Origin of the sequence: Erwinia billingiae Eb661 (genome assembly GCF_000196615.1) — a bacterium.
GTDB classification, from domain to species: domain Bacteria; phylum Pseudomonadota; class Gammaproteobacteria; order Enterobacterales; family Enterobacteriaceae; genus Erwinia; species Erwinia billingiae.
Window position 1 is genome coordinate 1,876,387 of the sequence record NC_014306.1, and the last position, 20,641, is coordinate 1,897,027.

The 20,641-nt window shown below is 55.8% G+C and carries 17 protein-coding genes; 9 read left to right on the plus strand and 8 right to left on the minus strand.

Annotation, left to right across the window (positions count from 1 at the left end; all coding sequences use genetic code 11):
• Positions 1-70: 70 nt before the first annotated feature.
• Positions 71-3,514, minus strand: coding sequence for a transcription-repair coupling factor (gene mfd, locus EBC_RS10160; RefSeq protein WP_013201696.1), 3,444 nt, complete (start codon positions 3,512-3,514; stop codon positions 71-73).
• A 74-nt stretch (positions 3,515-3,588) separates the two neighbouring features.
• A complete protein-coding gene (locus EBC_RS10165; protein WP_013201697.1) occupies positions 3,589-3,798 on the minus strand; it encodes a hypothetical protein in 210 nt (69 codons plus the stop codon).
• A gap of 272 nt (positions 3,799-4,070) precedes the next feature.
• On the opposite strand from EBC_RS10165, the gene lolC reads away from it, so the two are divergent.
• From lolC to cobB, 5 genes are read left to right on the plus strand one after another with little or no spacing between them, the layout of a single operon-like run.
• The gene (gene lolC / locus EBC_RS10170) at positions 4,071-5,270 is read left to right on the plus strand and encodes a lipoprotein-releasing ABC transporter permease subunit LolC (protein WP_013201698.1); all 1,200 of its coding nucleotides are present in this window, start codon (positions 4,071-4,073) and stop codon (positions 5,268-5,270) included.
• Positions 5,263-5,967 (plus strand): lipoprotein-releasing ABC transporter ATP-binding protein LolD, encoded by a 705-nt coding sequence (gene lolD / locus EBC_RS10175; RefSeq protein WP_013201699.1) that lies wholly within the window; start codon positions 5,263-5,265, stop codon positions 5,965-5,967. Before lolC ends, lolD begins: the two co-directional genes overlap by 8 nt.
• Positions 5,967-7,211 carry a lipoprotein-releasing ABC transporter permease subunit LolE gene (gene lolE / locus EBC_RS10180; RefSeq protein ID WP_013201700.1) on the plus strand — a complete coding sequence of 415 codons (1,245 nt, stop codon included), beginning with the start codon at positions 5,967-5,969 and terminating at the stop codon, positions 7,209-7,211. The genes lolD and lolE overlap by 1 nt, the downstream gene beginning before the upstream one ends.
• A gap of 4 nt (positions 7,212-7,215) precedes the next feature.
• On the plus strand, positions 7,216-8,127 hold the full coding sequence (gene nagK / locus EBC_RS10185) for an N-acetylglucosamine kinase (protein WP_013201701.1): 912 nt from the start codon (positions 7,216-7,218) through the stop codon (positions 8,125-8,127).
• A gap of 10 nt (positions 8,128-8,137) precedes the next feature.
• The gene (gene cobB / locus EBC_RS10190) at positions 8,138-8,971 is read left to right on the plus strand and encodes a Sir2 family NAD+-dependent deacetylase (protein ID WP_013201702.1); all 834 of its coding nucleotides are present in this window, start codon (positions 8,138-8,140) and stop codon (positions 8,969-8,971) included.
• Positions 8,972-9,679: 708 nt separating this feature from the next.
• Here cobB and EBC_RS10195 read toward each other — a convergent pair.
• Positions 9,680-11,080: a PTS transporter subunit EIIC gene (locus tag EBC_RS10195; RefSeq protein ID WP_013201703.1), complete on the minus strand. Its 1,401-nt coding sequence runs from the start codon at positions 11,078-11,080 to the stop codon at positions 9,680-9,682.
• 291 nt (positions 11,081-11,371) lie between these two features.
• Here EBC_RS10195 and EBC_RS10200 point away from each other — a divergent pair, with 291 nt between their 5' ends.
• Positions 11,372-12,571, plus strand: coding sequence for an enolase C-terminal domain-like protein (locus tag EBC_RS10200; protein WP_013201704.1), 1,200 nt, complete (start codon positions 11,372-11,374; stop codon positions 12,569-12,571).
• Here EBC_RS10200 and EBC_RS10205 read toward each other — a convergent pair.
• Positions 12,568-13,284, minus strand: coding sequence for a GntR family transcriptional regulator (locus EBC_RS10205; RefSeq protein WP_013201705.1), 717 nt, complete (start codon positions 13,282-13,284; stop codon positions 12,568-12,570). The two genes, EBC_RS10200 and EBC_RS10205, sit on opposite strands and share 4 nt — an antisense overlap.
• A 31-nt stretch (positions 13,285-13,315) precedes the next feature.
• Positions 13,316-14,506, minus strand: a complete 1,191-nt coding sequence (locus tag EBC_RS10210) for a benzoate/H(+) symporter BenE family transporter (RefSeq protein ID WP_013201706.1) — start codon at positions 14,504-14,506, stop codon at positions 13,316-13,318.
• A 92-nt stretch (positions 14,507-14,598) separates the two neighbouring features.
• On the opposite strand from EBC_RS10210, the gene EBC_RS10215 reads away from it, so the two are divergent.
• The 3 genes from EBC_RS10215 (at position 14,599) to EBC_RS26015 (ending at position 17,188) form a co-directional block, all read left to right on the plus strand.
• Complete coding sequence (locus EBC_RS10215) at positions 14,599-15,159, plus strand: helix-turn-helix domain-containing protein (RefSeq protein WP_013201707.1); 561 nt, start codon at positions 14,599-14,601, stop codon at positions 15,157-15,159.
• A 113-nt stretch (positions 15,160-15,272) separates the two neighbouring features.
• Positions 15,273-16,502, plus strand: coding sequence for a peptidase T (gene pepT / locus EBC_RS10220; protein WP_013201708.1), 1,230 nt, complete (start codon positions 15,273-15,275; stop codon positions 16,500-16,502).
• Between the two features lie 110 nt (positions 16,503-16,612).
• Positions 16,613-17,188, plus strand: coding sequence for a hypothetical protein (locus tag EBC_RS26015; protein WP_197535584.1), 576 nt, complete (start codon positions 16,613-16,615; stop codon positions 17,186-17,188).
• Positions 17,189-17,253: 65 nt separating this feature from the next.
• On the opposite strand, the gene EBC_RS10235 is transcribed toward EBC_RS26015, so the two are convergent.
• The 3 genes from EBC_RS10235 to phoP form a co-directional block, all read right to left on the minus strand.
• Complete coding sequence (locus tag EBC_RS10235; protein ID WP_013201710.1) at positions 17,254-18,381, minus strand: ribosomal protein uL16 3-hydroxylase; 1,128 nt, start codon at positions 18,379-18,381, stop codon at positions 17,254-17,256.
• Positions 18,382-18,484: 103 nt separating this feature from the next.
• Positions 18,485-19,945 (minus strand): two-component system sensor histidine kinase PhoQ, encoded by a 1,461-nt coding sequence (gene phoQ, locus EBC_RS10240; protein WP_013201711.1) that lies wholly within the window; start codon positions 19,943-19,945, stop codon positions 18,485-18,487.
• A gap of 4 nt (positions 19,946-19,949) precedes the next feature.
• A complete protein-coding gene (gene phoP / locus EBC_RS10245; RefSeq protein ID WP_013201712.1) occupies positions 19,950-20,618 on the minus strand; it encodes a two-component system response regulator PhoP in 669 nt (222 codons plus the stop codon).
• Positions 20,619-20,641: the final 23 nt, after the last annotated feature.

The following is a 20,641-nucleotide window of genomic DNA, read 5'->3' on the forward strand; positions in this document are numbered from 1 at the left end:
ACTGTCGTGGGCATCTCGCGGACAGAAAAAAAGCGGCTGATTAGCCGCTTTTTTTATTGCTGAGTCAGGCTCAGGCGGCGTTCGCCAGTACCTGAGCCATAAAGTCACCGACCCATTTCATCCTTAACTTGCGGTCAGCCAGGTCGCGGATAAACTTGATTTTGGTCGGGCCATCAAGCCGCCAGTGCTGCGGTTCCTTCTGCAACAACCCAATCAGCCAGCCTGGATTAGCCAGATTCTTCTCGGCGAACTCAATAAAGCCGCCTTTGTCGCTGGCTTCCACCCGACGAATGCCGATCTTCTTCGCCATCAGGCGCAGCGAAGCAGTGTCCAGCAGATTACGTGCGGCATCCGGCAACAGGCCAAAGCGGTCGATCAGTTCGACTTTCAGATCCTGCAACTCGCCTTCTTCCTGCGCGCTGGCGATCCGTTTATAGAACGACAGACGGGTGTTCACATCCGGAATGTACTCATCTGGCAACAGGGAAGGCATCCGCAGCTCAATGTCAGTCTGACTATTGGTCAGATCTTCCAGCGACGGTTCACGGCCTTCTTTCAGCGCCTCAACGGCATTTTCCAGCAGCTCCATATACAGCGAGAAGCCAATGGTTTCCATCTGTCCGCTTTGTCCTTCACCCAACAGCTCACCCGCGCCACGAATTTCCAGATCGTGGGTCGCCAGCGCAAACCCGGCGCCCAAATCTTCCAGAGAGGCGAGTGCTTCCAGACGCTTATGCGCATCGGACGTCATCGCTTTCGGATGCGGCGTCATCAGCCAGGCATACGCCTGGTGGTGTGAACGTCCCACGCGGCCGCGCAACTGGTGTAACTGTGCCAGACCGAAATGGTCCGCGCGCTCGATGATGATGGTGTTGGCGGTCGGAATATCGATACCGGTTTCGATGATGGTGGTACACACCAGCACGTTGAAGCGCTGATGGTGGAAATCATTCATCACCCGTTCCAGCTCGCGCTCACGCATCTGACCGTGGCCGATGGCCACACGGGCCTCCGGAACCAGTTCAGACAGGCGATTAGCCGCTTTCTCGATGTTTTCGACGTCGTTGTACAGATAGTAAACCTGGCCACCACGCAGCACTTCACGCAGGATAGCTTCGCGCACCACCAGATCGTCGAACTCACGCACAAAGGTTTTTACCGCCAGGCGACGTGCCGGTGGCGTGGCAATAATCGACAGGTCGCGCATGCCGCTCATCGCCATATTCAGCGTGCGCGGGATCGGCGTGGCGGTCAGCGTCAGGATATCCACGTCGGCGCGCATCGCTTTAATGCGTTCCTTATGACGCACGCCGAAGCGGTGCTCTTCATCGACGATCAGCAGTCCCAAATCGCGCCACTTGATCTCATTGGCCAGCAGTTTATGCGTGCCAATCAGAATATCGATTTTGCCTTCTCTGGCCTGCTCAAGGATCGCCGTTTGTTCTTTGGCGGTTCGGAAGCGGGAAAGCATCTCAATGCGCACCGGCCAGTTGGCGAAACGGTCGCGGAAGTTATCGTAATGCTGCTGAGCAAGCAGGGTGGTCGGCACCAGCACCGCAACCTGTTTGTGGTTTTCCACCGCGAGGAAGGCAGCTCGCATCGCCACTTCGGTTTTACCGAAGCCGACGTCGCCGCACACCAGACGATCCATCGCCAGCGGCTGGCACATATCACTGAGGACGGCATTGATTGCCTGCGCCTGGTCGGGGGTGGTTTCGAACGGGAAACTCTCGCAGAACAGCTGATATTGCTCACGATCGTGCTTAAAGGCAAAACCGCTCTTGGCTTCACGCTGGGCGTAGATATCCAGCAGCTCCGCGGCCACATCACGCACTTTCTCGGCGGCTTTCTGCCGCGCCCGTGACCAGGCATCGCTGCCGAGCTTATGCAGCGGCGCGTTCTCATCCGCACCGCCGGCATAGCGGCTGATCAAGTGCAGCGACGACACCGGCACATACAGCTTGGCGTCACCGGCGTAGGTCAGCATCAGGTACTCGGCGGTGATACCGCCGGTTTCCAGCGTGGTCAGCCCGATGTAGCGACCCACGCCATGCTCGAGGTGCACCACCGGCTGCCCGGAACGCAGTTCGGCGAGGTTACGGATTAATACATCAGGGTTAATGGTGCGGCGGCTGTCCTGACGACGACGGCTGACGCGTTCGCCCAGCAGATCGCCTTCGCAGATAAACGCCCGCTGGCGCAAACCGTCGACGAAGCCTTTTTCGCTGGCACCAATCATCAGATAGTGACCGGCCGCTTCGGCTTCGGCAAAGGTATGCACGCCCTGAGGCAAAATTTTAATCCGCGCCAGCAACTCCTGCAGCGCTTCACGGCGGCCTTCACTCTCAACCGAGAAGATTACCGGGCCGCTGAATTCTTCCAGGAAGCGACGCAAGGTATCCAGCGGCACTTTGGCCTGCGCCTGCACCGCCAGATCCGGCAGCGGGTGATACTGCAAGTTGGTATTAGCGGCTTTCTTCGGCAGCTCTTCGCTTTTTAACTGCACGCGCGGCCAGTTTTTCAGCTCGCTAAACAGCTCATCGGTGCGCAGCCAGAGCTTTTCTGGCGGCAACAGCGGGCGCATAGGATCCACGCGGCGGCTTTCAAAGCGGGAGGTGACATCCAGCAGGAAACGATCGGCGCTGACTTCCAGATCGCCGGTGTTCACCAGCAGGGTGTTTTCCGGCAGATAGCTGAACAGCGCCGGCAACGGCTGGTCGAAGAACAGCGGCTGCCAGTACTCAATGCCGGTCGGCAGCGTGCCTTTGCTCACCTGCTGATAAATGTGTTCGGACTCGCGGCGCACCTCGAAATGTTCGCGCCACTGGGTGCGGAACAGCTCAATCGCCGCTTTGTCGGTCGGGAATTCATGCGCCGGCAGCAGGTTAACCGCCGGAACCTCTTCCAGCGTGCGCTGGCTGTCGACGTCGAACAAGCGCAGGCTGTCGATCTCGTCATCAAAGAAGTCGATGCGGTAGGGCTGGTCGCTGCCCATCGGATAGAGATCCAGCAGCGCGCCACGGGTGGCGTATTCGCCATGTTCCATCACCTGATCGACGTGACGGTAACCGGCCTGTTCAAGCTGGCTGCGCAAGGTATCGCGCGACAGCCGCTGGCCTTTCTTCATCACCAGCGCGTGCCCGTGCAGGAAGCTGTGCGGACAAACCCGCTGCAACAGCGTATTCACCGGCAGGATCAGCACACCGCGTTCCATCATCGGCAACTGGTAGAGCGTGGAAAGGCGTGAGGAAATAATGTCCTGATGCGGTGAGAAACTGTCAAAAGGCAGCGTTTCCCAGTCGGCCAGGCTCATCACCGGCTCGTCGGTAAACTGTTTGATCTCATCATACAGGCGGAGGGCATTTTGCATGTCGGGGGCGATTAACATCACCGGGCCAGGATGGCGTTCGATGATTTCAGCGCATTCCACCGCACAGGCGGCACCGGTCAGTTGACCTAACTGGCGCTGGTCACCTGCTTTTACGGGCAGGGTGTAACGAATGTGTTCAGGCATAATCAGTCAGACGGTCTCTTCGCAAAATGGAGAGCAGGGAACCGTGTTCCCCTTCAGCTAACCGGAGTATACCTCTATTTCGGCGATTGTTGGGTGTAGTGCATCTTAGGTCGGTCAATGTTTGCCCAGATCAGCTCTTTTTCACCGTGATAGCTGTGGTTGCCGTCATCCCACTTTACGTAGTAACCCGCGGGTGAATCGCCCTGTTCGAACACGTTCACTACCATGCCTTTAATGTCGCCGGTTTTGTGCCTGACAATGCTGCCTTTAGGATATTTAGACATTTTTACCACTCCTGGGCTGACTCTACGGCGATATTGCACTTAACGTATTACCTCTTTTTGAGAGGGGTTAATAGTATTGTAAGCCGATTCACGGCCGACAATTGAGCAATTAGCGGCTGTTTTTTGTGCGATATCGCGGTGATGAGGGCCATTGTTGCCGTTGCTGACAAAACAAAGCTGCACAGTCAGCGGCTTAGAGGTTCCATAACGCCGGGCTAACCTTTATTATCTTCGATCACTTTTTGCCAACGCTTTGCCAGAAGACGGATTACATGTATCAACCTGTCGCGTTATTTATCGGTCTGCGCTATATGCGTGGACGAGCTTCAGACCGCTTCGGCCGGTTTGTTTCCTGGCTCTCCGCCATCGGCATCACGCTTGGCGTGCTGGCGCTGGTCACCGTGTTATCGGTGATGAACGGTTTTGAGCATGAGCTCGAGAAGAGCACCCTCAATTTGATGCCTCAGGCGCTGATTACCAGCGACAAAGGCTCGATCAATCCGCAACAGCTGCCGGCTGACAGCCTCAAGCTGCAAGGAACGAAGAAAATTACGCCGCTGACCACCGGGGATGTGGTGCTGCAAAGCGCCCGCAGCGTCGGCGTGGGCGTGATGCTGGGCATCAACCCGGATGAACCGGATCCCCTTTCGCCTTATCTGGTGAACGTCAAGCAGACCGATCTGCAGCCCGGCAAATATAACGTGATCATTGGTGAACAGCTGGCGACCCAGCTGGGCGTGAAGCGCGGTGAAGAGCTGCGTCTGATGGTGCCTTCTGCCAGCCAGTTCACGCCGATGGGCCGCTTGCCGAGCCAGCGTCTGTTCACCGTGGTGGGCACCTTCGCCGCCAACAGTGAGGTGGACGGTTATCAGATTCTGGTAAATCAGCAGGATGCCTCAAGACTGATGCGTTATCCGGCGGGCAACATCACCGGTTGGCGTCTGTGGCTGGATAAGCCGCTGCAGGTTGACAGCCTCAGCCAGCAAAAGCTGCCGGAAGGGCTGGTATGGAAAGACTGGCGCGAGCGTAAAGGCGAGCTGTTCCAGGCGGTGCGCATGGAGAAAAACATGATGGGCCTGCTGCTGAGCCTGATCGTCGCCGTGGCAGCCTTTAACATCATCACCTCGCTGGGTCTGCTGATCATGGAGAAGCAGGGCGAAGTGGCGATCCTGCAAACCCAGGGCTTAACCCGCCGGCAAATTGTGATGGTGTTTATGGTGCAGGGTGCCACCGCAGGCATTGTCGGCTCGGTGCTGGGCGCGCTGCTCGGCGTGCTGTTAGCCAGCCAGCTGAATAACCTGATGCCGTTGATTGGCGCGTTCCTTGATGGCGCGGCGCTGCCGGTAGAAATTTCCATTCCGCAAGTGATCACCATTGTGGTAACGGCGATGGTCGTGGCGCTGCTTTCCACGCTGTATCCTTCATGGCGCGCCGCCGCCGTACAACCCGCTGAGGCTTTACGTTATGAGTAACCCGATTCTGTTGCAGTGCAATGACCTGTGCAAACGCTATCAGGAAGGCAGCGTCCAGACGGATGTGCTGCGCAATGTCTCCTTCAGCGTGGCCCCTGGCGAAATGATGGCGATTGTCGGCAGCTCCGGCTCCGGTAAAAGCACCCTGATGCATCTGCTGGGCGGGCTGGATACGCCCACCTCTGGCGATGTGGTGTTCAACGGCAAATCCCTTAACGGCATGAGCTCCTCGGCGAAGGCTGAACTGCGTAACCGCGAGCTGGGCTTTATTTACCAGTTCCACCATCTGTTGCCGGACTTTACGGCGATGGAAAACGTGGCGATGCCGCTGCTGATTGGCAAAGTGGGCAAAGCCGAGGCCGAAGCCAAAGCGATGGAGATGCTGACGGCCGTGGGTCTGGATAAGCGTGCGAAACACCGTCCGTCCGAGCTTTCCGGCGGCGAGCGTCAGCGTGTGGCCATCGCCCGTGCGCTGGTGAACAATCCGCGTCTGGTGCTGGCGGATGAGCCCACCGGTAATCTGGATGCCCGCAACGCGGATGCCATTTTCGATCTGCTGGGCGAACTGAACGTGCGTCAGGGCACGGCTTTCCTGGTGGTAACCCACGATTTACATCTTGCGAAGCGGCTTAACCGCCAGATGGAGATGCGTGACGGCCAGCTAAGCGGAGACGTGTTACTGGCAGGGAAGGCGTAATGGCGGGCAATCTTTCTCTTCTTCTTGGCCTGCGGTTCAGCCGTGGGCGTCGCCGTAGCGGCATGGTGTCGTTGATCTCGGTGATTTCCACCGTCGGTATTGCGCTGGGCGTGGCGGTACTGATCGTGGGGCTGAGTGCGATGAACGGTTTCGAGCGCGAGCTGAATAACCGTATCCTGGCGGTAGTGCCGCATGGCGAAATCGAGCCGGTCAATCAGCCCTTTACCGGCTGGCAGCAACTGCTGCCGAAGGTAGAGCAGGTGAAAGGCATCGCTGCGGCTGCACCGTACATCAACTTCACCGGGCTGATTGAAAGCGGCGCGAAGCTGCAGGCGGTTCAGGTGAAGGGCGTCGATCCTCAGCAGGAAAACAACCTGAGCGCGTTGCCGAAGTATGTGCAGAACAATGCCTGGCAGAGTTTCAGCGCCGGCAAACAGCAAATCATTCTTGGTCAGGGCGTGGCGACCAGCCTGAAAGTTAAGCAGGGCGACTGGCTGACCATCATGATCCCCAACAGCGATCCCGAGCATAAGCTGCTGCAACCGAAGCGCGTACGTTTGCAGGTGAGCGGCATTTTAGCGCTCAGCGGCATGTTGGATCACAGCCTGGCATTGGTTCCACTGGGCGATGCGCAGCAATATTTAGGCATGGGTGACAACGTCACGGGCATTGCGCTGAAGATGAGCGACCCGTTTGCCGCGCAAAAGCTGGTGCGTGATGCCGGTGAAGTGACGCATTCTTACGTCTATATCCGCAGCTGGATTGGCACCTATGGCTACATGTATCGCGATATCCAGATGATCCGCGCCATTATGTATCTGGCGATGGTGCTGGTGATTGGCGTGGCCTGTTTCAACATCGTTTCAACGCTGGTGATGGCGGTGAAGGATAAGAGTGGCGACATTGCGGTATTGCGCACGCTCGGGGCGAAGGATGGCCTGATCCGCGCTATCTTTGTCTGGTATGGCCTGATGGCCGGGCTGGTCGGCAGCGTCAGTGGCGTGGTGGTTGGCGTGCTGGCGGCATTCAACCTCACGCCGCTGATTCGCGGAATTGAAACCTTAACCGGCTATCATTTCCTGTCCGGCGATATCTACTTTATCGACTTCCTGCCATCAGAAGTGCACTGGTCAGATGTGGCTATCGTGTTGGTCACCTCGCTGGTGCTGAGTCTGATTGCCAGTTGGTATCCCGCACGGCGGGCGAGCAAAATCGACCCGGCGCGTGTACTGAGCGGACAATAACAGCATGTATTACGGTTTTGACGTTGGCGGCAGCAAGATTGCGCTGGGGGTGTATAACCTTCAGCTTCAGCAGGTCTGGACTAAGCGGGTCGTCACGCCAAAAGACGACTATCAGGCGCTGGTGGATCTGCTGGTTGCGCTCACGGAAGAAGCCGATGCCTTTAGTGGTCAACGGGGCAGCGTGGGCATTGGCGTGCCAGGGATCCCGGTGCCGGACGATGGCACGCTGTTCACCGCCAACGTGCCCGCCGCGACGGGCAGAACGTTGCAGGCCGATCTCTCGCAACGGCTGGGTCGCGATGTGCGCATCGATAACGACGCCAACTGTTTTGCCCTCTCGGAAGCCTGGGATGAAGAGTTTCAGACCTATCCGGTGGTGATGGGGCTGATCCTTGGCACTGGCGTTGGCGGCGGACTGATTGTTGACGGCAAGCCGTTAACCGGGCGCAATTACGTGGTGGGCGAGTTTGGCCACACGCGTTTGCCGATTGATGCGCTGGACGTGCTGGGACAAAACGTAGTGCAGCCGCGATGTGGCTGTGGCAAGACTGGGTGCATTGATTCCTGGCTGTCGGGCTCGGGATTTTCCCGCCTCTGGCAGCTGCATAATCAGCAGGCTCTCAGTGCACCCGAGATTATCTCCCGCTATTATCAGGGAGATCCGCAAGCCATCGCCCATACCGACCGATACCGGGAGTTGCTGGCCGTTTGTCTGGGTAACCTGCTGACGCTGGTAGACCCGCATCTGGTTGTACTGGGGGGTGGATTGTCCAATTTCGACGCGCTGTATGACGGCCTGGCAGAGAAGGTAAGACCTCATCTGCTGCCGGTTGCCAAACCACCGAGGTTTGAAAAGGCGCGTCACGGAGACGCAGGTGGAATGCGCGGTGCCGCATTCCTGCACGTTAAGGAATAGAGAAATTATGATGCGAACTCCCCGTCGCCGACTGCGTCTGGCGCGATACAAGAAGACCCGACGCCAGGTGCACCAGCGTTTTCGTCAGCGTATTTTTGAGCGCGATCGCAATATTGAGATAGCCCAACATCCATTGCCACGCGTGGTGGTGTTGACCGGCGCAGGTATTTCTGCCGAGTCGGGTATCCGGACTTTCCGCGCGGCCGATGGCTTATGGGAAGATCATAAAGTCGAAGATGTGGCCACGCCGGAAGGTTTTGCGCGCGATCCGCAAAAAGTGCAAGACTTCTACAATGCCCGCCGTCGTCAGTTGCAACAGCCGGAGATCCAGCCGAACGCCGCCCACGAAGCGCTGGCGGAACTGGAAGCCGCGTTGGGCGATCATTTCCTGTTGGTGACGCAGAATATCGACAACCTGCATGAGCGTGCAGGGAACAGTCACGTAATCCACATGCACGGTGAGTTGCTGAAAGTGCGTTGTGCCACCAGCGGGCAGATCCTGCATTGGGGTGATGACGTTAAGCCAGAAGATCGCTGTCATTGTTGCCAGTTCCCGTCAGTATTGCGTCCCCACGTCGTCTGGTTTGGCGAGATGCCATTACAGATGGACGAGATTTACGCGGCATTGAGCGAGGCCGACTATTTCGTCGCCATCGGAACATCAGGCCACGTTTACCCCGCCGCAGGTTTCGTTCACGAAGCCAAATTGCAGGGCGCGCATACCGTCGAGCTGAACCTCGAGCCCAGCCAGGTCGGCAGTGAGTTCGAAGAAAAAGACTACGGTTTAGCGAGTGAAGTCGTGCCGAAGTTTGTGCACAATCTACTGGCTAAAATCGCGCGGTAATTGCTGAAGGTAAGTAGTTGAGGCGAAGAGGTTGTCGCCGCTGATAGCCAGTAAGTCGTCTGCGTGGCCCGGTATCCCGTTCAGGGAGAGAAGGTTGAACGCAAAGACGCCGTAAACCCATCCCTGGGGGCTCAGCGGCGACATCCCTGTCGCCGAAGACTCGCTATCAACCTTCTCTCCCTTCCTCGACGCTTCAGTGTCACCTGTTTAAATGGGGATGCACACGTCAAAACCGTTTACAGCGGCATACTTTGGAATTGTGCGTCTGGGAAACACTGCAGCAATGCCGTGCCACCGAGCTGGTCTTGATCTGTGCGTCCACGAATACAGCCACCGACACCAATGCTATTGGGTGGCGGCATAGAGTGCCTTAGCCGAGTGTCTGCGGCAGGGATGCCGCAGCCAAGCCTACAGGGATGTATTTACGGCGTCTCGGATAAGGCACTCTATGCTGACGCCGTTTCACCCGAGCTGGTCTTGACCTGTGCGTCCACGAATACAGCCAACGACACCAATGCTATTGGGTGGCGGCATAGAGTGCCTTAGCCGAGTGTCTGCGGCAGGGATGCCGCAGCCAAGCCTACAGGGATGTATTTACGGCGCCTCGGATAAGGCACTCTATGCTGACGCCTTACCCCCGGAACCGGTTTTGATCTGTGCTGACACCGTGCCACCGCACTCACCCATGACCTCAACTCCAAAACCCCATCACGCCTCGCTCTCAACCACCTGCTCAGCACTCTCCGATGGTTTATTCCTGACCAACAACATCGTCAGCGTAAACGACAACACCAACGCTATCGCCACGCCCATCAAGGCGAAAACGAAATAGGGACCGATGTAGGCGGGCAAACTGAAGATGCTCGACAGGATATAACCGTATAACCGCACGCCGAAGAAGGCGATAAAGGCCGAGGCTAATGAACTGGCAATGGTGGCAGCGATAAAGGCTTTCTTATAACGCGTTAACACCCCAAACAGCGCCGGCTCGGTAATCCCCAATAACGCTGATATCGCTGCAGAAAGCACCACGGACTTCTCCTGACGCGTCTTGCAATGCAGCCAGATAGCGAATGTCGCGCCGGCTATCGCCATGTTTGCCATAAACATCATTGGCATCAACATGTCATAGCCGCGATCGGTAAAGTTCTGCAACGCAATCGGCGTCATGGCGTGATGCATTCCCGTCAGAATCGCTACCGGGCGAATGGCACCGACCACCAGACCCGCGAAGCTTGCCGAAATGCCAAATAACCCTTCGATAAACCAGGCCAACAGCTTGCCCAGCCAGATGCCCATTGGTCCAATCACCACCAGCGCGACTAATGCAGCAATAAACAGCGTCAATGTCGGGGTGAAAACCGTTTTTAGTACGTCCGGCATAAACCGGTCGACCCAACGATGGATATAACTGAGCGCCAGCACAGAGAAAATAATCGGGATCACGCTGGAGGCGTAATTAAACACCGATACCGGCACCACGTTGAAGAAGTAAATGGTGTCCACCGCGCCGGGTGCATGGCTGGCCAACGCTTTCGCTGCGTCAATCAGCGAGGGATACATCAGACAGGCCGCAACCGCCGCAGCCAGATACTCGTTGGTTTTGAACATCTTCGCGGCTGAAATTGCCAGGAAAAACGGCAGAAAATAGAACACGCCGCTGGCAATCAAATCAATGACCACCACCGTATCGCTGCTGGCTGAAATCACCTTCAGGGCAATCAATCCTGCCAGCAAACCTTTGATCATCCCGGCACCCGCGATGGCCGGTACAATCGGACCAAATACCCCGGAGACCGTATCCATAAATAGCGAAATTAGCCCTTTTCTGGCTTTTCCCGCGGCGGCTGGCCGATCGGCATCCGGCGACACCTGAGGCAAAATCGCCTGATACCACTCATTGACCTTCGGCCCGATAATGATCTGAAACTGATCGCTCTGAATCTGTGCGCCTAATACTCCCGGTAACGCCTTAATATCGGCCTGGCGTATTTTGCTCTTATCAACCAGATCAAAACGCAGACGGGTCATGCAGTGCCAGACTTTATTTATATTTCCGGCGCCCCCTACCAGCTCTATTATCTTTTGACTTGTCGCGGTAATTCCCATGAAGCCTGCTCCTGAAACGATCTGATATTCCAGGCGAAATAGTAGAGAAACCCTCAACCTAAAACAAACCAATAAATGTTGATTCAGCTCACAGTTCGCCATCAGCAGGCGTTAAAAGTCAGGCTAATCAATAATTGGTCTGGTTTTTGGCGATAATATTGACGCTTTTCAGACCAAAAAAACAGACGAAAAAAAGGGTTTACGCCAGCCGATAAATAGCTTCATAGTACTGCACATTAACCGGGGTAAACCTCTTCAGTGACCACCTGATCCAGACCGGAGCCTATTTTAATGTCACCCACGCTGATTAAAAATATTGAATGTTTTATCACTAAACCTGACCGCCATAATTTGATTGTGGTCCGTGTGACCACCGATAAAAATATCATTGGTTATGGCTGCGCAACCTTCCAGCAACGCCCACTGGCGGTGAAAACCATGGTGGATGACTATCTTAAGCCATTGCTGATTGGCCGCGATGCCAATGCCATTGAAGATTTGTGGCAGATGATGATGGTGAATGCCTACTGGCGGAATGGTCCGGTGATCAACAATGCGGTCTCTGGCGTGGATATGGCGCTGTGGGATATCAAAGGGCAGCTGGCCGGTATGCCGCTTTATCAGCTCTTCGGCGGTAAATCGAAAGATGCCATCGCTGTTTACAGCCACGCGTCGGCGGAAACGCTGGAAGGCCTCTATCCCCAGATCGATACATTACTCGCCGACGGTCATCGTCATATTCGCTGCCAGCTTGGCTTTTACGGCGGCACGCCGGAAGGGATGCACAGCACCCGACAGCCCACGCCAGGCGCTTACTACGATCAGGATGAATATATGGCCAACACCGTGGCGATGTTTAAGGCGCTGCGGGAAAAGTACGGCAATCGCTTCCATATCCTGCACGACGTCCACGAACGCCTGTTCCCACAGCAGGCGATCCAGTTTGCCAAAGCCGTTGAACCTTATCAGCCGTACTTTATCGAAGATATTGTCTCGCCTCAGCAATCCGGCTGGCTGGAGCAGGTGCGTGCCCATTCCTGCGTGCCTCTGGCGCTGGGTGAACTGTTTAACAATCCGGCCGAATGGCACGACTTGGTGGTTAACCGTCGCATTGATTTTATCCGCTGCCACGTCTCTCAACTGGGCGGAATCACCCCGGCGCTGAAACTGGCGGTGCTCTGTCAGGCATTTGGCGTGCGGCTGGCCTGGCATGGGCCGCCGGATATGACGCCAATTGGCGCGGCGGTGAATACCCATCTGAATATCCACCTGCATAACGCCGCGATTCAGGAATTCAATCCGTATGGTGCCAATACGCTGAAGGTCTTCCCACAGGCAGCCCAGGCGGAGCAGGGCTATCTCTATCCGATAGACCGGCCGGGCATTGGGGTGGGCTTTGAACAACAGGCCGCAGAAGCGTTTCCGGTTGCGTATCGCGCGCATGAATGGACGCAGAGCCGCTTACCCAATGGCGCCATGCATACGCCTTAACCCGTAGACTGGCGGAAGGTCAGGCTGTCGTGATTAAACGGGATGACGTAGGTGCAGTTGTAATGGATATCCACCACCTCGCTGATCTCAAATACGCGGCCGCCTTCCAGAATCCCCCGGCTGTTGATCTGCATCGCCGGAATGCCTTTTTTGCAGGCAAGCAACGCCGCCTGCTCTTTATTGACCGCAATCGCCTGATAACTGGTCAGCAGATGCGAAATGCGGAACCCGCGACTCAAAACGTATTTTTGCAGTGAACTCTCAATAATGTGCTGGTTGAGATCCGGAAAATCGGCTACCGGCAGTTTCGAAACCTCAATCTGCGTGCGCGCATTATCCACGTAACGTACCCGGCAAAACCGCCAAATCCACGCGTCTGCCGCCAGGCCAAACACCTGACGTTCGTCCTTATCCGGCAGCTTTTTATGCAGGCTGATCAGCTTAAAGCCAATCTGGTCGAAACGCTTTTCGGTGATCGAGTTATAGACCAGGGGATTGGTGCGGGCGCGCTCGCTGATGTAGATGCCCGATCCCTGCACCACATTGACTACGCCAATGCTCACCAGCTTCTCCAGCGCCTGGCGGATGGTAAAGCGCGACACGCCATACTCTTCCGCCAGCTGTCGCTCTGGCGGCAGCTTACGCTGCGCCGGATCGTGTTGCTGATAGATTTTGCTCAGCAAATCCTGAGTCACAAAGTCTTTCTTTTTCATCGTGCTGCCACCACTCGCTCGGGGATAACTACTATACCTCAACGGGCTTTTTCTTCGGCAGAGAAAGGATCAGATGGGTGATCACGCCACCCACCAGGCCCCAGAACGCGGCTCCGACACCAAGCAAACTCAGCCCGGACGCGGTGATCAGGAAAGCGATCACCGCCGCTTCCCGCTGTTTCTCGTCGGCAAGGGCGCGTTGCAAACTGCCAGCGATGGTCCCCAGCAGCGCCAGTCCGGCGATGGTGTGGATCAATGCCGGCGGCAGGGCGCTGAATAACTGTCCAATCGCGGCGCCAAATAATCCTGCCATCAGGTAGAAAAAGCCGGCGCAGGCCGCACCCCAGTATCGCCGCTGAGGATCGGGATGCACATCAGGCCCCATACAAATCGCGGCGGTGATCGCGGCAATACACACCGAGAATCCGCCAAAAGGTGCCAGAAGCAGCGAGGCCAGGCCGGTCCAACTCATCAACGGGGAAATGGGTACCTGGTAACCGGCGGCTTTGAGGGTGGCAATGCCCGGCGCATTCTGTGACGCCATGGTCACCACAAAAAACGGGATGCCAATGCCGAGCAGCGTTGAGAGGCTAAACTCTGGGGCAATAAATTGCGGCAGGGCAAAGCGCAACGGCTGATGGGAGAAGTGGATCTCACCGCTGAACCCGGCGATCAGCAGGCCGGCGACCAGCGTCAGCACGATGGCATAGCGGGGCAGATAGCGCTTTGCCAGCAGGTACGCCAGACACATGCTGGCGGTCAGCGGAAAGTTAAGCTTCAGCGCGCCAAAGGCATCCAGACCAAACCGCAGCAGGATCCCGGCGAGCATCGCGGCAGAAATCGCCTGCGGGATATAGTTCATCAGCCGCGCAAACAGACCGGTCACACCGCACAGGAAAATCAGCCCTGAAGCGAATATGAAGATGCCAATCGCTTGCGCAATCGGCGTGCCTGGCAGACTGGTCACCAGCAGCGCCGCGCCGGGCGTTGACCAGGCGGTCAGAATCGGCGCGCGGTAGTAAAGCGACAGTCCCAGTGACGTCACGCCCATCGCCAGGCCGAGCATACTTAGCCAGCCACCGATTTGCAGCTCAGAGGCACCGGCGGCACCGGCGGCCTGAAAAATGATCGCCGCTGAACTGGTATAGCCCACCAGAACGGCAACAAAACCGGCCACGACGGCCGGGAAGGTCAGATGCTGAAAGGAAAACGGCGGGCGCATGGCAGGTTCCTGTTTGTACGTTATAACGCACACGCTACCACTGTGCGTTATAACGTACAAGCGCTATACTGAGCCCCGGACTGACTGGAGGAATGATGGAACCCGACCTTGGACAAACGTTGAAATCACTGCGAACGTCGCGCGAATGGAGCCTGACGATGGCGGCGGAGCAGACTGGCGTCAGTAAAGCCATGCTCGGGCAGATAGAGCGCGGCGAATCCAGCCCGACAGTGGCCACGCTGTGGAAAATCGCCACCGGCTTTAACGTCCCTTTTTCACTTTTTATCACCGCCACCACGCCGCCATCTTCAGCAGAGGTGCAACGCAGTGGCTCCATTGCCAGCTGGCAGCAACACAGCGGCAATATGCAGGTCACACCGGTGTTTCCTTTCGATCCGCAGTTGGGATTTGATATGTTGGCCGTCGAGCTGGCGGCGGGCGCGTCCAGCGACTCTTCGGCCCATGACCACGGGGTGATTGAACATGTGATCGTGCTCAGCGGCAGGCTAGCGCTGCAGGTTAACGATCGCTGGCACAGTTTGCAGACCGGGGAAGGGTTACGCTTCCAGGCCGACTGTCCGCACAGCTATCGCAATGAAACCGATCGGGTGGTTCACTTCCAAAGCCTGATCCACTATCCCAAAACCCACTAAAATACCGTCAGAAGGCAACAACAGCCGGGTAACTTGCTGCAGTAGTGACCTGGAGCAATATTCTGATGGGTGAGGTTTCACATACTACGCATTCGCATTCAGAGGGACGGCAGATGAATAACTTACTCGATCGCTTCTTAAACTATGTTTCTTATGACACGCAATCGAAAGGCGCCGCACGTCAGGTGCCGAGCACCGAAGGACAGTGGCAGCTGGCGCGTGTGCTGCAGGCGGAGCTGACAAGCCTGGGGCTCAGCGACATTACGCTCAGCGATCACGGCATTGTGATGGCGACGCTCCCCGCGAATGTCGACTGGGACGTGCCGACGATTGGCTTTATTTCGCATATGGACACCTCGCCGGACTTCACCGCGAAACACGTTAATCCGCAAATCGTCGAAAATTATCGCGGCGGCGATATTGCCCTCGGCATCGGCGATGAAATTCTGTCGCCCGTGATGTTCCCGGTATTGCACAGCCTGATTGGCCATACGCTGATCACCACCGACGGTAAAACCCTGTTAGGCGCTGATGACAAAGCCGGCGTTGCCGAAATTATGACGGCGCTGGCGCGGCTGAAAGCCGGGAATATTCCGCACGGTAAAATCCGCGTGGCCTTTACGCCAGACGAAGAGATCGGTAAAGGCACCAGCTGTTTTGATGTAGCGGCCTTTGGCGCGGAATGGGGTTACACCGTGGATGGCGGCGGAATGGGCGAGTTCGAATTTGAGAACTTTAACGCGGCTTCCGCCACGGTAAAAATTACCGGCAATAACGTTCATCCCGGCACCGCTAAAAACGTGATGGTGAATGCGCTGGATTTGGCGATGCGCTTCCATGCGGCGATGCCGGAAAAAGAAGTGCCGGAACACACGTCGGGCTATGAAGGTTTTTACCATCTGCACAACATCAAGGGCAGCGTGGATAAAGCCGAGCTGCACTACATCATCCGTGATTTTGATTTTGAAAGCTTCACCGCACGTAAGCAGTTGATAAGGGATCTTGCGGCAACGCAAAGCAAAAATCTGCAGGCGGGTTGCTGCATAGACGTTCAAATTGATGATAGCTACTTCAATATGCGCGAGAAGGTTGAGGCCCATCCACATATTGTCGAACTGGCGCTGCAGGCGATGCGCGAGTGCGATATCGAACCGGACGTGAAGCCGATCCGCGGCGGCACCGATGGCGCGGCGTTATCCTTTATGGGATTACCGTGCCCGAACCTGTTTACCGGCGGCTATAACTATCACGGCAAGCACGAGTTTGCCTCGCTGGATAATATGGAAAAAGCGGTGACGGTCATTATGCGCATCGCGGCGCTAACGGCAGAAAAAGCGAAATAAAAATAAAAAAGGCCGATGCAGATCGGCCTTTTTTTATAGCAAAATATTGTTCAGTCTTACAGCCTTAAAAAGGAAATTGCAGACAGTGGCGACAAGGAGTTGATTGTGCGATGAAATGGCTAATTATACTTATATTCACATTACTCACTGGTTCCTGCTCATCATCTGGCGTAAAAAAAGCAGAAGAAACGTTATTTAATAAGGTCATGATGGCATCACAAAAAGAGGATATCCAAAGCTTATCAGATGCTGATTATGATCAGATATCCCACTACATTTCCGCAGGTGACGCACGCTGGGTAGATCTTTATCCAAAACTGAGGAAGTCGCCATTTCTGGGTATTACCTCTTTGCAAGAGGGTTTGAATATATCTATGGCCTATGCTTTACCTGAAAACCCATCGGAGGTTTTGAAGTTCGTTGATGAGTTAAATATAGGTGCTATATGCGGTGCGCCATTCATTGAACCCACGCAGGATGAAATGGATAAATACTTTTCTAAAACCAACGCCGCACTTAACAGATTATCTTCAGAAGCGTATTGGAAAAAAAGATGTTTATTAGAATTAAACAAAAGCAGGCGCAATAACTCATCTACCGTGAGGTGCAGACTTCAATCGCCATTCCTTTCAGGGAAAATGCCTGACGCTGATGTGTTATTACGCAAAAAAATTCCGTCTGCTTAATGAACTGCACCTTACTCAGTTGGCTATGCAACTTTTAGGGTGCAGATCATATTCAGGGCTGTCTACTATTCTTCGTCGCTGAAATACCAGTAACCGCTGTTGACCAGCGCCGCCAGCTGGGCGAGGAACGACGGATCGTCCAGCGCTTCGGCCAGGTCCTCTGCGCCAAGCTGATGCAGGTTAGCAATGGCGGTCAGGGCTGCATGATGAGGAGATTCCATCTGCTCGCCGTTCACAAACACCGCAGAGCCGATGGTCAGCACGCGCAGACCGCCAAGGCGGGATAACTTATCACCCTGTTGCAGCGCATCGTAAATCTCATCTGGCTGATACGGCGGTTCTGGCGGTGCCACATCCAGCTCATGGCGCGATTGCGAAATAAACTCACCGAACCACTGGTTGAATTGCTCCGGCTGGTTGATCACGTCGATCATCATCGCGCGGATGCCTTCCAGTTCTTCGGGCAGGATCTCAGCTTTGTGTTCACGTGCCGGCACATCCGGATCGCTGAAGCGGTGGCTGCCCAACTCACGGGCGATAGCATAGTCAGCGAAGCCGCTGATCAGTTCACGTCCGCTCGGCGCACGGAAGCCAACAGAGTAGTTGATGGCGTTTTCCAGCGAGTAGCCTTCATGCGGGAATCCTGGCGGAATATACAGAATGTCGCCGGGCTCCATTTCTTCATCAATGATCGCGTCGAACGGCTCAACCTGCAGCAGGTCAGGGTGCGGGCAATGCTGTTTTAACGGCACCTTATCGCCCACGCGCCAGCGACGGCGGCCGGTGCCCTGAATAATAAACACGTCGTACTGATCGAAGTGGGGACCCACACCGCCGCCAGGGACCGAGAAGGAGATCATCAGATCGTCGGTACGCCAGTCAGGCAGGAAACTGAACGGGCGCATCAGCGCGGCTGAAGGCTCGTGCCAGTGATCCACCGCCTGCACCAGCAACGACCAGTTGTTCTCACCAAGGTGATCAAAACTCTCAAACGGGCCGTGGCTGACCTGCCATTTTCCGTCCTGATGGCTGACCAGACGGCTGTCGACTTCGTTTTCCATCGCCAGCCCGGCCAGTTCGTCCGGGGAGATTGGGTCAACGAAATTTTTAAAGCCACGCTTAAGCACTACCGGACGTTTCTGCCAGTAACGCTGAATAAAATCTGCGCAGTTGAGATCGAGTTGATAATCCATGAAGGGAGTTCCTGAAACGCTGAATTTAATCGATTATAACAGTGCCGGGCGGGGTCGGGGTAACCCATTTGCTCGGCACTGCTCAGGGAAGCGGCGGTCGTCACTATTCGTCGGTGTGTAAGACTTCCTGACGCCGGAATATCACTTCCATGCGCGCGCCACCCAACTCGCTGGTGGAGGCGACAATGTCACCGGCATACTGCTCAAGAATATCTCTCGCTACCGCTAAACCCAGACCCTGGCCTGGACGCAGGGTGTCGGCTCGCTGTCCGCGGATAAAGATCATGTCCCGTTTGCTTTCAGGGATGCCTGGACCGTCATCCTCAACGATAAGATGCAGCTCTTCGTCGGTCTGACGCACGCTGATTTCGACAAATTCCAGGCAATATTTGCAGGCGTTATCCAGCACGTTGCCCATCACTTCCATCAAATCGTTATGTTCGCCAACAAAGGTCAGTTCAGGGGAGATATCCAAGGTAAGCACTACGCCTTTACGCTGATAAACCTTATTCAGCGCCGAGCACAGGCTGTCCAGCAGCGCCGGAACCGAATGCAGTTCGCGCTTCAGCACGTTGTGATCGGCCTGCATACTGGCGCGGTGCAGGTAATAACCAATCTGTTGTGAAATACGACTGATCTGCTCAAGCATAATCGGCTCGGCCTGCTCAATCGACAGATTCTGACCGCCACGCAGCGAGCGCAGGGTGGTTTGCAGCACCGCCAACGGGGTTTTCAGACTGTGGGTTAAATCACTGAGCGTGGTGCGATAGCGGGTGTAACGCTGACGCTCGTTATCCAACAGCAGGTTGAGGTTGCGCACCAGGCTTTTCAATTCCTGAGGCGGGCGGGGATCCAGCGTGTCGCGCGTGCCACCTTCCAGCTCGCGAACCTGCGCCGCCAGCGTGCCGATCGGGCGCAGACTCCAGTGCGCGGCCAGCCATAACAGGGGGATCACCAGCAGCAGGTTCACCAACAGCACATAACTGAACCATGACCAGACCACGTCTGAATGCTGCAACTCCTGCGGAATGGTATCGACCACCACAATGGTCAGCGCAGGCAGGTTCGGCGTCGCATCATAACGGTTAACCGCCACCGAGTGGGTGAAGGTGTCGTTATTATCATCGTCGTAAGCGGTCAGTTTATTCTGCGCTTCGGTATTATTTCCCAACGCTTCCCGACTGGTGCTGTTGTCGGTATCGATCTCGTAGAAATCCGAACTTTTCAGCCATTCGCGCTTAATCTTATTGCGGATTTCCGGCACGTCGCGCAGTTGCCACAGCAGCTTGCCTTTCTCGTTATAGATATACACCAGCGTCGGGAAATTCAACGAAACCCGCTCTGGCTGGGCGATGGTTAATTTACCGTCCTGCCACTGCGCAAGGGTGAAGAACAGGTTACTTTCACCGCGCATCACCCGGTAAGTGTTCTTATCGAAGCTCATTACGTAGCCGACCACCGCCACCATCCCGTAGGAAAGTGACAGGATCAGCACCACGGCAGCAGTAGCCACCAGGAAGCGGGCGCGGAGCGAGAAGGGCGTTTTTGGGCGGAAATCTGGCATCTGTTTACAAATCGAACCTGTAGCCCTGACCGCGCACGGTGGTGATCACATCCAGCGGATGTTCAGCCTGCATTTTCTTGCGCAGACGGCCCATCAGGACATCGATGGTATGGCTTTCACGCAGTTCAGCATCCGGATAGAGCTGCAGCATCAGCGAATCTTTGCTGACCACTTTGCCTGCATTGCGGATCAGCGTTTCGATGATGGTGTATTCAAACGCGGTCAGCTTAATTTGGGTGTCGTTAATGGTCAGCTCACGGCGTGAGAGGTCGACCTGGAAAGGCGCTAACGAAATAATTTGTGAGGCCAGACCGCTGTTACGGCGCATCAGCGCCTGCATGCGGGCAACCACTTCTTCAATATGGAAAGGTTTGGTGACGTAATCATCGGCACCGGCTTCCAGCGCTTCTACCTTTGCCTGCCAGCCTTCACGCGCGGTCAGCACCAGAATCGGTTGCTTAACATCTTCGCTGCGCCAGCGGCGGATCAGCGCCATGCCATCTTCATCGGGCAGGCCTAAGTCAACCAGAGTGATATCAGGCGTGTGTTCGTTGAGGAAATAGTCGGCTTCTTTCGCATCTTCAGCGGCATCAACCTGATGGCCCATATCCCGCAACTGTACGGCGAGATGGTGACGAAGCAGTTGATTATCTTCCACAACCAGTACGCGCATAATTTATCCTTTCTGTCTGACAG

What these genes read in the sequence shown, in the direction of transcription:
- mfd (WP_013201696.1), bottom strand. Translation starts at nt 3,514, where the DNA reads ATGCCTGAACACATTCGTTACACCCTGCCCGTAAAAGCAGGTGACCAG.
- EBC_RS10165 (WP_013201697.1), bottom strand. Translation starts at nt 3,798, where the DNA reads ATGTCTAAATATCCTAAAGGCAGCATTGTCAGGCACAAAACCGGCGAC.
- lolC (WP_013201698.1), top strand. Translation starts at nt 4,071, where the DNA reads ATGTATCAACCTGTCGCGTTATTTATCGGTCTGCGCTATATGCGTGGA.
- lolD (WP_013201699.1), top strand. Translation starts at nt 5,263, where the DNA reads ATGAGTAACCCGATTCTGTTGCAGTGCAATGACCTGTGCAAACGCTAT.
- lolE (WP_013201700.1), top strand. Translation starts at nt 5,967, where the DNA reads ATGGCGGGCAATCTTTCTCTTCTTCTTGGCCTGCGGTTCAGCCGTGGG.
- nagK (WP_013201701.1), top strand. Translation starts at nt 7,216, where the DNA reads ATGTATTACGGTTTTGACGTTGGCGGCAGCAAGATTGCGCTGGGGGTG.
- cobB (WP_013201702.1), top strand. Translation starts at nt 8,138, where the DNA reads ATGCGAACTCCCCGTCGCCGACTGCGTCTGGCGCGATACAAGAAGACC.
- EBC_RS10195 (WP_013201703.1), bottom strand. Translation starts at nt 11,080, where the DNA reads ATGGGAATTACCGCGACAAGTCAAAAGATAATAGAGCTGGTAGGGGGC.
- EBC_RS10200 (WP_013201704.1), top strand. Translation starts at nt 11,372, where the DNA reads ATGTCACCCACGCTGATTAAAAATATTGAATGTTTTATCACTAAACCT.
- EBC_RS10205 (WP_013201705.1), bottom strand. Translation starts at nt 13,284, where the DNA reads ATGAAAAAGAAAGACTTTGTGACTCAGGATTTGCTGAGCAAAATCTAT.
- EBC_RS10210 (WP_013201706.1), bottom strand. Translation starts at nt 14,506, where the DNA reads ATGCGCCCGCCGTTTTCCTTTCAGCATCTGACCTTCCCGGCCGTCGTG.
- EBC_RS10215 (WP_013201707.1), top strand. Translation starts at nt 14,599, where the DNA reads ATGATGGAACCCGACCTTGGACAAACGTTGAAATCACTGCGAACGTCG.
- pepT (WP_013201708.1), top strand. Translation starts at nt 15,273, where the DNA reads ATGAATAACTTACTCGATCGCTTCTTAAACTATGTTTCTTATGACACG.
- EBC_RS26015 (WP_197535584.1), top strand. Translation starts at nt 16,613, where the DNA reads ATGAAATGGCTAATTATACTTATATTCACATTACTCACTGGTTCCTGC.
- EBC_RS10235 (WP_013201710.1), bottom strand. Translation starts at nt 18,381, where the DNA reads ATGGATTATCAACTCGATCTCAACTGCGCAGATTTTATTCAGCGTTAC.
- phoQ (WP_013201711.1), bottom strand. Translation starts at nt 19,945, where the DNA reads ATGCCAGATTTCCGCCCAAAAACGCCCTTCTCGCTCCGCGCCCGCTTC.
- phoP (WP_013201712.1), bottom strand. Translation starts at nt 20,618, where the DNA reads ATGCGCGTACTGGTTGTGGAAGATAATCAACTGCTTCGTCACCATCTC.